This window comes from Mesorhizobium sp. C268A, assembly GCF_040324475.1.
Classification (GTDB): domain Bacteria; phylum Pseudomonadota; class Alphaproteobacteria; order Rhizobiales; family Rhizobiaceae; genus Mesorhizobium.
On record NZ_JAMYVX010000003.1, the window covers coordinates 158,305 to 171,694 of the forward strand.

Below are 13,390 nucleotides of genomic sequence, written 5' to 3' on the forward strand. Positions count from 1 at the left end.
TGACCAACTCGGTATCTCGGGCAACGGTATTAATTACTAAACATACAGTCAATATCTTTTAGCGACACAACTGCATCATCGGCACCGGCAGTGCGCCGGCGAAGCCGACATGATATGGTCAAGGTTGGGCCATTGATGAATTGGGGCAAGCCGTGGCGTGAGCGCCGCAGCCTGCAGGGCTTGGATCACGGTCATGCGCCTTTTTCTGGCGGTCGTGCTGCTGATGACCATGGCGCTCTTCTCCGCTGCGCGCGGCGAAGAGCGGATAGCGCTGGTTGTCGCCAATCCGGCCTCTGAGGGCTCACCGGCAATCGCCAACGCCGACCTCAGTGCCGAACTCGTTGCAGCGACACTACGATCGCTTGGCTTCACCGTCCGGCAGGTGTCGGATGGCGACCGCGCCGATGTCGCGCGCGCCATGCATGATTTCGCCCAATCCCTGGCCAAACCGGACTCCGTCGGCATCTTCTACTATGTCGGCCACACCGCGCAGGCCAACGGCAGGAACTATTTACTGACGCGCGGCACCCGGATCGATTCAAAGGAAACGGTCGACCAGACGGCATTGCCCCTCGATCTGTTCATGCAGGCGCTCGAGGCAACCCCGACATTGAAGGTGGTTCTGCTCGACAATCCCGGCGATGGCCACAACCCTACTTCCGGCGTGATGCAGGGTCTGGCGGCGGTCGATCCCCTCACCCACGCCATCGTCGCTCTGTCGGCCAAACCCGGAACCGTTGCACTGGGCGAAGCCCGCCCCGTCACCGTATTTGCCGATGCGCTCACCGCTGCGCTGGTCAAGCGCGGCGCGGACATAGCCATCATCCTCGCCTCGGTCAGGCAAACCACTATCGACAAAACGTCAGGCGCCCAGTGGCCATGGATGGCATATGGCCGCTCGGCAGACGCTGCCTTTGTGCTGACGCCGGACCAGGTGGCCGGCGCGGCACCGGCGCTGCCGCTTGTGCCGGAACCGGCACCGCCGGCGATGGCGAGCGGCGGCTACATCTCCGGGAGTGGCGGTTGGGAGCCTGATGGCAGCGACTACGCCGATGGCAGCGGTCAGGAGCCCTACCCCATGGACGTTGCACCGGGCTCCGGCAGTCCCGATGCCGCGATGGGCGACAGCGCCAAGGAGGCGGCGCTCTACGAGGAATACAAACGCCAGGAACAGCAGCGCCAATTGCAGGAAGAGCAGGCTCGGCAACGATACGAAGAGGAAAAGCAACGTCTTGAAGACGCAGCTGTGGCCGCTGCCCAGAACAATCTCGGCGGGACCTATCCGCAGGATGGCGGAGCCACCGGCGCCGAACCGCCCCCCGATAAGGCAGGGATCCCCCCTGAGGACGGCATGACATCGGCCCCGCCACCCGCGACCGGCGCCGAAAGTCCGCCGGAGGCGCAGGCGCCACCGAAACCAGCGCCGCCGCCCATCGACCAGGCGCAAAGCCCTCCTTCCGGCGGCGCCCTTCCACAACCCGAGACGGGCGCTGTCGAGGTGGTGCGCCATCCAACCATCGATGCGCCGGATGAGATTGTCGCCGGCGAGACGGTGACCGTTTCGATCGCCCTTACCGAAGAGCAATTCACGCCCGAAGTGAAGGTGAAGGCAGCGCCGGGCTCGTCGGTGACGGAAGATGGCGCCCTGGCCATGGCGATGCCGGCGGGAACCGAGCAATGGCCGATCGATATCGATCTGTTCGCCTCCGGCTTCGATCTCGCTGACGGCGGCAAATGGAGCCGACGGACGACGCTCTACCGCCAGGGCGACAGCGACTTCGTCCGCTTCGACGTCAAGGCGCGGCCGATCGCCAAGGACAGCAAGCCGGCCCAGTTCATCGCGCGCATCTACAGCGCCGGGAGGTTCCTGGGATCGGCATCGCGGTCGGTTATCATTCGCCGCACCGCGCCTGTCGAGGCAGCCGCTCTGAGCGCCACAGCCGAACGCTCCGCAGCACCTGCCATGCTGATGCTGGCCGCAGCGGCGCCGCAGCCGGCGGTAACTGGCAATGTGACGCTCGGCGGCGCAGCCGGCGATGACGTCCCCGATCTCGACGTGACCATCCTCTATGACGATCCGAGCGGGCTGGGTTCGGGGCAGATCATCATCCATTCGCCGCATCTGGCCGGTCCGGTGACCGATACGTTCTCGACGCCACCTGAGATGGCGGCATGGCTGGACTCCGAATACCGCCGCCTGCTGCAGCTCGGATTGAGCCTGCGCGGCGCCGTTTCGCTGCAGCAGCCTGCCGCAAGCAGCGATACGGGGGCGCAAAAGCGCTTTGTCACGCTCGCCGCCGAAGGTTTTGGCGATGCGCTCTACCGCGACTATGTGCCGAAACCGTTCAAGGACGTGTTCTGGTCGCTGCGCGGCAAAGGCGAACTCCATTCGATCCAGATCACCTCGAACAGCCCGACGCTGCCCTGGGAATTGATCCGCCCGCGCAGCGCCGACGGCGCCGTCGCCGACGGTTTTCTCGGCATGGGCTACCGGCTGGCGCGCTGGGCTCCGCGCAGCAGTGCCTCACAGGTCGACAACCCGCTCGACCGCATGACCTTCACCGGCGTCGCGGCCGTCGCGCCCTCCTATCTCGACAAGCGCTCGCTGCGCTTTCAGCAGGACGAGATCGCGGCGCTGAGCAAGCTTTACGGCTACCGCCGCTTCGATGGCGATTTCACCTCTTTCGAGAAACTGGTCGGTGAAGTCTCGACCGGTTTCATTCATTTCTCCGGTCATGGCGAGGTCAACCAGCCGAGCAGTGGCCGGCCGGTCTTTGCCATCGATCTCGTCGACCAGTCGCTCGACCCCGATACATGGGCCGCGCTGGTCGCGGCCGCGCATGGCAAGGGCAATCCGTTCTACTTTTTCAACGCCTGCGACACCGGCCGTTCGCAGATGCTCGGCGGTTTCGTGCAGGGCTGGGGTCCGGCGGTGCTGGCGGGCGGCGCTTCCGGCTTCATCGGCGGCATGTGGCCACTGACCGACCGCGCGGCAGCGGCCTTCTCGACCGATTTCTATGGCGGCATCAGCACGCGGATCAAGGACGGGCCGGTCTATCTGGCCGAGATCCTGCAGGATGTCCGCAGAGAATCCTACCGGACCGGCGATCCGACCTATCTCGCCTACACATTCTACGGCAACGCCAATCTGAGGATTGTCGGGCAGTAGGCGACGGATCGTCGTTGGCGGATTGGCTTCGCCTACAATGCGTTTTGCGGGCATGGCACGCCGGCGCCGCCGCAGCGTGAGGCCATCGGCCTGGAGCTCATGTCTTCGGACTGCCGCACAAGCTCCGCAAAGAGAAGGGCGAAACTTCCCATCACAAGGAAGACGATAATCAGGCGTGTCACCGGCAATAGACAGGTCTCGACTGGCTAGCCCCCCAGCCACCCATCCTCTGTCGGCTAACATGATCGATCAGGCTTTACGAGTGCTTAAGCTCGCACTTAACCATCACATTCGCCGTTCCGGCGACATGAAGCGCGAGCCGCCGATTTCGTTTCGCCGCGGCCGCAACTGGCCCGGACGATGCCTCCCTTTGCAGATGCGCTTGCCCATGCTACCCCACGCAACCGCCGCCGACCGCCATCGGCCGACCGCCATCGGAATGTCATGAGCAAAGCCAATCTCGCCTTCGTCTCCTCCGACACTGCCGATGCCAAGGCGGCGATGGAGAGCCTGTCGGCCCGCTATGGCCAGGCATCCTTCGACGACGCCCAGGTGGTGGTGGCACTGGGTGGCGACGGCTTCCTGCTGCAGACCTTGCGCGACACGATGAGCACGGGAAAGAAGGTCTACGGCATGAACCGTGGCACCATCGGCTTCCTGATGAACGAGTACCGCGTCGGGGGCCTCACCGAGCGCATCGCGGCCGCCGTCGCCGAAACGATCCGCCCGCTGGAAATGCTGGCGTTGACGCATGAGGGCGAGACGGTTTCGGCACTCGCCATCAACGAGGTGGCGCTGTGGCGTCAGTCCTACCAGACGGCAAAGATCCGCATCACCGTCGACGAGCAGGTCCGCATCGAGGAACTGAACTGCGACGGCGTGATGATCGCGACGCCGGCCGGCTCCACCGCGTACAATCTTTCGGCGCACGGGCCGATCCTGCCGCTGGATGCGCCGTTGCTCGCGCTGACCCCGGTCAGCCCGTTCCGGCCGCGCCGTTGGCGGGGTGCCTTGTTGTCAAACAAGGCGACCGTACGCTTCGATATTCTGGAGTCGGAAAAGCGCCCGGTGAACACCGCCGCCGACCACACCGAGGTCAAGGCGGTGGCTTCCGTAACGGTCCGCGAATCGCCGACTGCGACGGCAACGCTGCTGTTTGATCCCAACCATTCGTGGAACGAACGCATTCTCGCCGAGCAGTTCCGCTATTGAGCCGGCGCAAAGAGTGACTACCTAATTAAGCATCGCGATTAAGCTTACGTTTTCACAATCGTGCCAATCCCGCCCGTTTCTGTTGACAAATCGCGGGCTTGCGCCTAATCGCAATACCAATCTTGCAGGCACGCTGTGCTTGCCGCGACGGATGCCGTTGCGCTTCCCCGAACCAGCCAAAGACAGCAACTCTTGTCCTCAGACACCACGACCGCTCTAGAAGCGTTGACCTTTTCAGACCTCGGCCTGTCGCCCAAGGTCCTTTCCGCAGTCACCGATGCGGGCTACACCGTGCCGACGCCGATCCAGGCTGGCGCCATCCCGCATGCCTTGCTCGGCAAGGATATTCTGGGCATAGCACAGACCGGCACCGGCAAGACGGCTTCCTTCGTGCTGCCGATGCTGACCCGCCTCGAAAAAGGCAGGGCCCGTGCCCGCATGCCGCGCACGCTGATCCTCGAGCCGACGCGCGAGCTCGCCGCGCAGGTCGAAGAGAATTTCATCAGATACGGCAAGAACCACAAGCTCAACATCGCGCTGCTGATCGGCGGCGTCTCCTTCGACGAGCAGGACAAGAAGCTGGAGCGCGGCGCCGACGTGCTGATCGCCACGCCCGGCCGTCTGCTCGATCACCGCGAGCGCGGCAAGCTGTTGCTCAACGGCGTCGAGATCCTCGTCATCGACGAGGCCGACCGCATGCTGGACATGGGCTTCATCCCCGACATCGAGCGCATCTGCGAGATGATCCCGTTCACCAGGCAGACGCTGTTCTTCTCAGCGACCATGCCGCCGGAGATCACCAAGCTCACCGAGAAGTTCCTGCATGCGCCGGTGCGCGTCGAGGTTTCCAAGGCGGCATCCGCTGCCACCAACATCATCCAGCGCCTGGTCAAGTCCGGCTCCAAGCCGTGGGACAAGCGCGAGACGCTTCGCAATCTGATAAAGGCCGAAGACGCCGAGCTGAAGAACGCTATCATTTTCTGCAACCGCAAGGTCGAGGTCGCGGAGCTGTTCCGCTCGCTGCTGAAGTATGATTTCGACGCCGGCGCCCTGCATGGCGACATGGACCAGCGCGCCCGCATGCAGATGCTGGCCAATTTCCGCGATGGCAAATTGCGCTATCTCGTGGCGTCCGACGTCGCCGCGCGCGGCCTCGACATTCCCGACGTCAGCCACGTCTTCAACTACGACGTGCCGATCCACGCCGAAGACTATGTCCACCGCATCGGCCGCACCGGCCGCGCCGGACGCTCGGGCAAATCCTTCACCATCGCCACCAAGTCCGACACCAAATACATCGACGCCATCGAGCGGCTGATCGGCAACAAGATCGAGTGGCATGACGGCGACCTGTCGACCGTGGTCGCCAGCGAAGGCGGCGAGGACGAAGCGCCCCGCCGTGGCCGTGGCGCTCCGCGCCGCGCCGGCCGCAAGGACGAGGACCGCAAGGCCCATGATCGCAAGGAGGGTGGCGAGCGCAAGCCGCGCGAACGCCATGCCAAGCGCAGCGACGACGCGCCAGCGGCAGATGCCGCGCGCGAGGAACAGCCGGTGGTAGCCGAGGCCGCGGTCGCCGACATCGGCGAACGGCATCAGCGCAAGGAAGCGATCCGCTCCGAAAACAGCGACCGCAAGGTCTCCGATCGCAACAACGAGAACCGCGCCCCGGAACGCGGCGACACAAGGCCGCAGCGCGCCAGCAACAGCCGCCCTGCCCGCGGCAACAACCGCGGTGAAGACAATGACGGCACCGTCGGCTTCGGCGACGACATGCCGGCCTTCATGAAGATCGTCGCCAAGGTCTGATTCCATGAGCCGCGGCGTCCCGAGGACGCGCGGCTTTCCTGGACGCGATTGGGATGCGAGATCTGGAGCCCGCTCAGGATCAATCAGCGCCATGCGCGGTAATCGCAAGACAGGCTCGATCTGCCCGATCTCTTCCGGCCTGGAGCGCTTCAAATACCCGTCGATGCTACAGGCTTTTGAGTTCCAGGCGGGATGCCAATAAATCCAGAAATGCCCGAACCTTGGCCGAAGATGACCGGCCTTCCTGCCACAAGGCATGGATCGGCACCGGTGCCGGCTCGAATTCCGTCAAAACCAGTTCGACGAGACCGTCGTCGACCAAATGTCTTATCTGCCACAGAGGCGAGAAGCCCAAACCCAGTCCGTGGATTGCGGCGGCATAGACCGAGGTCATCAGATTGGAGCGAAAAGCGCCTGCGACCTTCACGGTCCGGGGTTTCCCGTCGATCTGAAACGTCCATTCACCTGGACGCTCGTTAGCGGTTCTGATGATGCAACTGTGCTCACTCAGCTGGAAGGGATGGGCCGGCCGGTCGCACCGCGCGAAATAGGAAGGCGCGCCGAACACAACGCGCCGCAACGCTCCCAGGCGTTTGGCTTTCAAGTTGGAATCCGGCAAATCGCCGATGCGTATTGCCAGGTCGAGACCTTCGGCGCCAAGATCGGCAAATCCATCGGAAAGTTGAAGATCGACCTCGACCCGGGGAAATGTCCGCATGTATTCCGCGATGACAGGCATCAGGACGTTCGGGCCAAACAGAACCGGCGCCCCGATGCGCAGGACGCCTGCCGGCTCCGATCGTTGATTGATCGCCTGAAGTCTTGCGTCGTTTATTTCGTCGACCGCGGGTTTGATCCGGTTGAAAAAGGCTGCTCCGACTTCACTTGGTGTCGAGCGACGCGTTGTCCTGTGGATCAGCTCGACGCCGACTGATTGCTCCAGTGCCGCCAGGGACCGGCTGACCGACTGCAGCGAGCGGTTCAGCCGATGTGCGGCAGTCGTCAGACTTCCATGCTCGACGATCGCGATGAAAGCCTCGAAATCGTCCATTCGGCTCATGCATTCTCCCGACATTCGACATAATATATCGCAAAAACGGGTAATTGTAACGACAATTGCGACGTCGTACCTCTCTGCAAGTTGTCCCGCGAGGACAGGCTTGATGGAAGGAAATCGTCATGCAAGTAGCCAATCCAACTGTTCTGGTTGTTGGTGCCACAGGCCGAGTTGCGGGACTTGTCGTGCCTGAACTTGTCCGCCGCAATGCCAATGTTCGAGCGCTCGTTCGCGACCCTGCGAATGCCGAAAAGGCCCGGAAGGTGGGGGCATCCGAGGTTGCGACAGGAGATTTGCGAAATCGTCAGAGCCTCGAAAGGGCGGTCGCGGGCGTCGACGGCGTCTTTCACATTGGGCCGGCTTTTGCTCCCGATGAAGCAGCCATGGGCGTTGCCATGGTTGAGGCCGCCACGCGAGCAGGAGTTCGAAAGTTCGTCTTCTCGTCGGTGATCCAGCCTACCAATACGCGACTGAAGAACCATGCCAGCAAGGTGCCTGTCGAGGCTGCTCTCTACTCGACGACGATGGAATATACGATTCTGCACCCTGCCAATTTCATGCAGAACCTCGCAGCGGCCTGGCCGTCCGTCGTTGAACATGGTGTTTTCTCGGAACCGTTTCCAAAGACGGCGAAGCTGGCCCGCGTCGACTACCGCGATGTCGCTGAGGTGGCGGCGATCGCCCTAACCGAAGCGCGATTGTCCTACGCGACCCTCGATCTGTGCGCTGACGGCATGCACAGCCGGGAAGACATCGTTGCGATGATGAGTGAGGAACTTGGCAGACCCATCTCTTCTGGTGAGCCGACATTTGGCGAGTGGGCGGCCGAGGCACGCCTTCCCTACAATGACCGCCAAATGCAGGTGCTGGCCAAAATATACGCCCACTATGCCCACTATGGCCTTGGCGGAAACAGTCTGACATTGCGCGCCGCCCTGGGCCGCGAACCGCGTTCGTTGCGCGGCTTTATTCGAAACCTTGCCCAGCAAATGGCGCAGGCCGCCTGACTGCGCCCAGCCGCGCATACTTCCACTTTTCGAGAAGGAGATAGGTGATGCGACCGTCATCCCACAAGGTTTTGAAATCGAGGAAGCTACCGGCCTCCTACAATGCGCTGGTAATGCCATTCGTACTTTCCATCCTGATGTCGTGCATTGTTTCCGCGGTAGCGACGCTGATCAATGCGGGCTGGACAACCGGTTTCGTGGCGACCTGGCCGTATGCATGGGGAGCATCATGGCTAGTGGGCTTTCCAAGTCTGCTGCTGGTCTTGCCGATCGTGCGCCGTATCGTTGCGGCAATTGTCGATCAGCCGACCTCGTAGGCCTTGATTACGGAGTCCGACATGCCAAACAAGAACGGCCCTTGCGGGCCGCTTTTACCTTCGACTGACGGCTCGCAGCGCCATTGTCGACTTCCGCGACCAGATACCTGTCTTCATGCGGGCAGCCTTCATGCGCGCCGGCCCTCATGCCGATCGTCGTCCGAGCCTGACTCCCGAGCGCTCTCAAATGCAGCCGGCCAGCTTGCACTCTTGGCACGCTCCTATCCTGGCCCGTCCGTCACATCGGGCCGGGCATCATCTTGGTCGGGTTTTCCAGCATCGGAAACTCTGCCTTGCTGCATTTCACGTTCGGGTTGGTCGGACTGAACATGCCGTTCGGATTGTCTCTGAACAGCCAGGCATGAAGGTCGTAGTGGACGAACTCCCTCGGAATGAGCGGATAGTGCCCTTCCATCGGTCCCATGAAGGTCTGGCCAAATAGTTTTGGAGGTTCCTTGGTGTCTGGCGTCAGGGGCACCAGCCATTCCACGCCAACCAATTTCAAGCCTTTCTTGGTCGGCTCGTAGATCAGCACATTGGGGCGCATCGGATCGAGTTTCTGACCGACACTCGGGACGTTGACGAAATGGATGCCCATAGCGCCCTTCGGATAGTCCATTGCGCCCTCGATCCTGTCCCCGCTGTAATAGACGCACCCGACAGTCGACAGATAAAGGTCGCGGACGGCGACCGTGTAGTCTTCATATTTGGCGAGCGATTTCTTCAACGCTTCGATGTCGGCTTTGTTGGCGTCCTCGGCTCGAGCCGTGGCCGCTGCGCACCAAGCGGAGACCAGACCTGTCAAAATGAGGACGCCGCAACGCCCAAGACGAGCTGTTCTTGTCATGCATTCCTCCCAGATTTCCTTATCTGGCCGTGCAGGACCGGGGCCGACTAAGTGACTGCATGGCCGTTTGTATCGCCCCATCCCCTCTGGAACCGCACCAATGCTAATCCCTTCCAAGGCCTCCGGAAAGGGATTATTAGAAATCTCTAATGCGTTAGACCTTTTGGCGGACCACAGGAGCCCAAAAAGAAAGCGGCCCCTTGCGGGGGCCGCCTTCGCATTTCGATGCCGAACAATTCAGGTCAGCGGCGAAAGCTGGATCTCGACGCGCCGGTTCTGCGCACGGCCGGCCGCCGTTCCGTTGGACGCGATCGGACGGGTCTTGCCGAATCCGGTGACGGCGAAGCGGCGCGAATCGACACCTTGGCCTGAGAGATAGTTGGCGACCGCCAATGCGCGGCGCTGCGACAGATCGAAATTGTGTTCGTCGCCACCGGTCGAATCGGTATGGCCGAACACGTCGACCGTGGTCTGCTTGAACTTCTTCAGCACCAGCGCAACCGAGTTCAGCACCTGGTAGAAGCCGGGCTTCACCGCATCCTGGTCGACGTTGAAAGTAATGTCGGACGGCATGTTGAGGATGATCTGGTCGCCGGTGCGGGTGACGCTGACGCCGGTGCCTTCGAGCTGGCGGCGCAGTTCAGCCTCGTTCTGGTCCATGGTCGCGCCGATGGCGCCGCCGGCCAGCGCGCCGATACCGGCGCCGATCAGCGCGTTGCGGCGGTCATTGCCGCCGGCAAGCAGGCCGAGGCCCGCGCCCGCCAGGGCGCCAAGGCCGGCGCCGGCTGCGGTGTTCGAAACCTTCTGCTCCCCGGTGTACGGATCGGTCGTGGTGCAGGCACTCACCAGCACAGCCGTCGCAACGGCGACGAGCACAGTCTTTTTCATAAGGATCGTCCCTCTCCAAAGCGCGGCCTTTGCGGCTCGCGCATATAAGCCCTTCTCCGGTCTTGTAACATGAAATGCGGCGAAAAACCGAGCGGCGAAAGCGGCTTCTCCCCGCTCGCGCCACACTTCCGCTTCGGTGGCTGGTGCTGGCCTACCAGAGGTTCTTGCCGTCAATGACGACCACCTCGACCTTGTCGAGGTCGAAATCGTCGAACAGCCGCGAATTGACTGAGATCTTGGGATTGTCGAAGTCCGGTTTTCCGGTCGACCAGTCCGGCGTTTCGGTGAAGGTGCCGCAGCCGCAAATGGCGCAAAACCCGTGTTTGACGGTCTTCGATCCCCATTGATAGAAGGAAACGTTTTCCGGCGAGCTGGTGAGCTTGAATTGCGACGGAACGTAGTAAGCCCACAGCGAACCGCGCTTGGAGCAGAACGAGCAGGTGCATTGTGTTACCGTCTCGGGCGCCTGCGAAACCTCGAACGTCGTCGCCTTGCAATGACAGCTGGCCTTGATGGTCATGAAAAGCTTTCCTCTCCGTTGCCCGCCACCCATGCGGCAAGGCACCATAAAGGAAGGCTCCTGACAACTGTCTGTCAGCAGGCTCCGGTCGATCGAGCCGAGCGGCGCTCTGGCTGAAGCAGGCCCGTCGTCACCTCCCAATCGTCGTCACCTGCCGATATAGGCGGCCAGTTCGTCCGGCGTCCCGTTTGGGAAAGCCTGTTTCAGAAAATCCAGGAACGCCGACACGCGCGCGCTGAGCAGCCGCCGCGACGGGTAGAGCGTCCATAGAGAAATTTCGGGGCCGTCAATATCCCCCCAATTCACCAGTGTGCCGTCAGCCAGGTCGTGGGCCACCAACGAAATGGGAAGCCGTCCTGCGCCTACGCCGGCTCGCACCGCATCGCGGACCATGATGAGTGTCGACAAGGCGAGGATCGGCTCGATTCTAAGTGTTGCCCAGCCACCTGGTGTCTTCACCTGCCATGTTTGCCGCTCGCCTGTCCCGCGCGCAACGCCAGGAGCGGCGAGCCCATCGGTCGGGCGAGGAAGGTCCGGGCTCGCCACAACGACCAGGCGGTCGCGGAGAAACGCCCGTCCGACCAGGCTTTCATCGGGATCCGGATTGACCCGGATTACCAGATCGTAGCCTTCCTCGATCATGTCGACATGCCGGTCTTCGGTGGTCACTTCAAGCCTCACCTCAGGATACCTCAGGGCAAATCCCGCAGCGATCCTCCCCATTGCAGTCTGCGAAAAATGCAAAGGCGCGCTGATCCGCAATCTGCCCTTGGGTCTCTGACCGCCCGAGGCAATCGCCGATGCCGTCTCGTCCAGCTCGGCAAGCAACGCCCCCGTCCGCTCGAAGAGCGCCCGTCCTTCTTCGGTCAGCTTCAGGTTACGCGCACCCCGTTCGAACAGACGCAGATCGAGACTGCTTTCCAATTCGCCAACGCGCCGGGACAACGTTGCCTTGGGCCGGCCGGTGGACCTTGCCGCTTTGCCGAAGCCGCCATGGCGAGCCACCAGGTTAAAATCGGCAAGGGCTAAAAGATCCATGACTGTCCCACCAGCGAGACGACGTGTCTAAAATTGCCGTCTACTGGGCTCTTTGTGAGCCACACATATTGGGGCTGTCAAGCAACCCAACAGGAGAAATTCCATGACCATTCTCGTTACCGGCGCCACCGGCAATATCGGCCGCCAAGTCGTCGAACAGCTCGCCAAGCGCGGCGCCGATGTGCGTGCTCTCGTGCGCGATCCGTCGAAAGCCAGTTTTCCGGCAGGCGTATCAGTCGTGCAAGGCGACTTTCTCGATGTCGATTCGCTGCGCAAAGCCATGTCTGGCGTTTCCACGCTGTTTCTCTTGAACGCCGTGGTGCCGGACGAATTCACCCAGGCTTTGATCGCCTTGAACGTCGCCCGATCGGCCGGCATCGAGCGGATCGTCTATCTCTCGGTGATCCACGCTGACGTCTATGTGAACGTGCCGCATTTCGCGGGTAAGTTCGGCGTCGAGCGAATGATCGAGCAGATGGACTTCAAAGCTACGATCTTGCGCCCGGCCTACTTCATCCAGAACGATCTGACGGTCGAAGACGTCATCACCGGCTACGGCACCTACCCAATGCCGATCGGCCCCAAGGGCCTCGCCATGATCGACGCCCGCGATATCGCCGAGATCGCCGCCCTTGAGCTGCTGCGTCGCGAACTGTCGAAGGAGCCGCTTGCGTTCGAGCGGATCAACCTCGTCGGTCCGCAGACACTGACCGGGACGGACATTGCCGCAATCTGGTCAGACGTACTCGCCCGCCCGATCAGCTACAGCGGCGACAATACGGAGGGTTTTGAGCAAAATCTCAAGCAGTTCCTGCCCGCCTGGATGGCCTACGACATGCGCCTGATGGGCGAGCGCTTCTTCACCGACGGGATGCTGCCCGAGGCCGGCGACGTCGAGCGCCTGACGGCACTTCTGGGTCGCCCACTGCGCCCGTATCGCGACTTCGCCTCGGCACTCGCTGCTTCCGTCTGACGCAAGCGCCTTCAGCACCACCAAGGCCGGCCTTCCGATGAGAACTGCCAACAGAACTCAGTAGGAACGCGGTGGCACGAACAGGCAGATCGTCTTGCCTGCGTCGAGGCCGGCCTGATGCGCGCACCAGTGGAAATCGCCGTCGGGTGAGTCCTTGACCCGCTTGTCGCTCATCGGAACGACCTCCCCCGTTCCGGCGATGACATAACCCTCCGGCTTTTCCAGCACCTCGCCGGTATGGGTGGTGCGGCAGTCGTAGTTTGCACAGCAGGCGAAGGGATAACTCCAGCCTTGCGGCTTCGCCGCCGTGGGCTTGGCGTCATGGGCGAAGGCGGGTGCGGTCAGCACCGCCATCGCGATTGCAACGATCGGGGTGACGAACAAGGAAAACAGGAGTCGGCCAGCCGGTTGAACGGCTCTAGCCGATCGGAGAGTGGCAGCAGACATGGAAGCGTTCCTTTCACACGAGCATCAAGCGTTTCGCTTGCCCGTTCCCGGAACGTGTCTTCCCAGTGGCCGGATCGTCAGGTCGCAGATATGCCGCGTCCGGCCATAA

Annotated in this window: 12 protein-coding genes; 6 read left to right on the top strand and 6 right to left on the bottom strand. The window is 62.2% G+C overall.

Features of this window, described 5'->3' with window-relative positions:
- Nucleotides 1-193: 193 nt before the first annotated feature.
- The 3 genes from NKL06_RS27670 to NKL06_RS27680 all read left to right on the top strand — a co-directional run bounded on the left by NKL06_RS27670 (nt 194) and on the right by NKL06_RS27680 (nt 6,187).
- Nucleotides 194-3,169: a caspase family protein gene (locus NKL06_RS27670; RefSeq protein WP_031210308.1), complete on the top strand. Its 2,976-nt coding sequence runs from the start codon at nt 194-196 to the stop codon at nt 3,167-3,169.
- Between the two features lie 444 nt (nt 3,170-3,613).
- Nucleotides 3,614-4,381 (top strand): NAD kinase, encoded by a 768-nt coding sequence (locus tag NKL06_RS27675; protein WP_023681482.1) that lies wholly within the window; start codon nt 3,614-3,616, stop codon nt 4,379-4,381.
- A gap of 192 nt (nt 4,382-4,573) precedes the next feature.
- Nucleotides 4,574-6,187, top strand: a complete 1,614-nt coding sequence (locus NKL06_RS27680) for a DEAD/DEAH box helicase (RefSeq protein WP_031196539.1) — start codon at nt 4,574-4,576, stop codon at nt 6,185-6,187.
- A gap of 166 nt (nt 6,188-6,353) precedes the next feature.
- Here NKL06_RS27680 and NKL06_RS27685 read toward each other — a convergent pair whose 3' ends face one another.
- Nucleotides 6,354-7,247, bottom strand: coding sequence for a LysR family transcriptional regulator (locus NKL06_RS27685; protein ID WP_023691233.1), 894 nt, complete (start codon nt 7,245-7,247; stop codon nt 6,354-6,356).
- 119 nt (nt 7,248-7,366) lie between these two features.
- On the opposite strand from NKL06_RS27685, the gene NKL06_RS27690 reads away from it, so the two are divergent.
- Both NKL06_RS27690 and NKL06_RS27695 read left to right on the top strand, forming a co-directional pair.
- Nucleotides 7,367-8,251 carry an NmrA/HSCARG family protein gene (locus NKL06_RS27690; protein WP_023691232.1) on the top strand — a complete coding sequence of 295 codons (885 nt, stop codon included), beginning with the start codon at nt 7,367-7,369 and terminating at the stop codon, nt 8,249-8,251.
- A 47-nt stretch (nt 8,252-8,298) separates the two neighbouring features.
- Entirely contained in the window at nt 8,299-8,568 is a 270-nt protein-coding gene (locus NKL06_RS27695) for a DUF2798 domain-containing protein (protein WP_023667468.1), read from the top strand.
- Between the two features lie 238 nt (nt 8,569-8,806).
- Here NKL06_RS27695 and NKL06_RS27700 read toward each other — a convergent pair whose 3' ends face one another.
- From NKL06_RS27700 to NKL06_RS27715, 4 genes are all read right to left on the bottom strand, one after another.
- Nucleotides 8,807-9,415 carry a hypothetical protein gene (locus NKL06_RS27700; RefSeq protein ID WP_023691231.1) on the bottom strand — a complete coding sequence of 203 codons (609 nt, stop codon included), beginning with the start codon at nt 9,413-9,415 and terminating at the stop codon, nt 8,807-8,809.
- Nucleotides 9,416-9,652: 237 nt separating this feature from the next.
- Nucleotides 9,653-10,303 (bottom strand): YiaD family glycine zipper/OmpA-like lipoprotein, encoded by a 651-nt coding sequence (locus NKL06_RS27705; RefSeq protein WP_023667470.1) that lies wholly within the window; start codon nt 10,301-10,303, stop codon nt 9,653-9,655.
- A gap of 151 nt (nt 10,304-10,454) precedes the next feature.
- Nucleotides 10,455-10,823 carry a GFA family protein gene (locus NKL06_RS27710; RefSeq protein WP_023667471.1) on the bottom strand — a complete coding sequence of 123 codons (369 nt, stop codon included), beginning with the start codon at nt 10,821-10,823 and terminating at the stop codon, nt 10,455-10,457.
- 147 nt (nt 10,824-10,970) lie between these two features.
- The gene (locus NKL06_RS27715; RefSeq protein WP_023691230.1) at nt 10,971-11,861 is read right to left on the bottom strand and encodes a LysR family transcriptional regulator; all 891 of its coding nucleotides are present in this window, start codon (nt 11,859-11,861) and stop codon (nt 10,971-10,973) included.
- A gap of 103 nt (nt 11,862-11,964) precedes the next feature.
- On the opposite strand from NKL06_RS27715, the gene NKL06_RS27720 reads away from it, so the two are divergent.
- Entirely contained in the window at nt 11,965-12,834 is an 870-nt protein-coding gene (locus tag NKL06_RS27720; protein WP_023691229.1) for an NmrA/HSCARG family protein, read from the top strand.
- A gap of 57 nt (nt 12,835-12,891) precedes the next feature.
- Here the strand turns inward: NKL06_RS27720 and NKL06_RS27725 are convergent, their stop codons facing one another.
- Nucleotides 12,892-13,281, bottom strand: coding sequence for a hypothetical protein (locus NKL06_RS27725; RefSeq protein WP_023691228.1), 390 nt, complete (start codon nt 13,279-13,281; stop codon nt 12,892-12,894).
- Nucleotides 13,282-13,390: the final 109 nt, after the last annotated feature.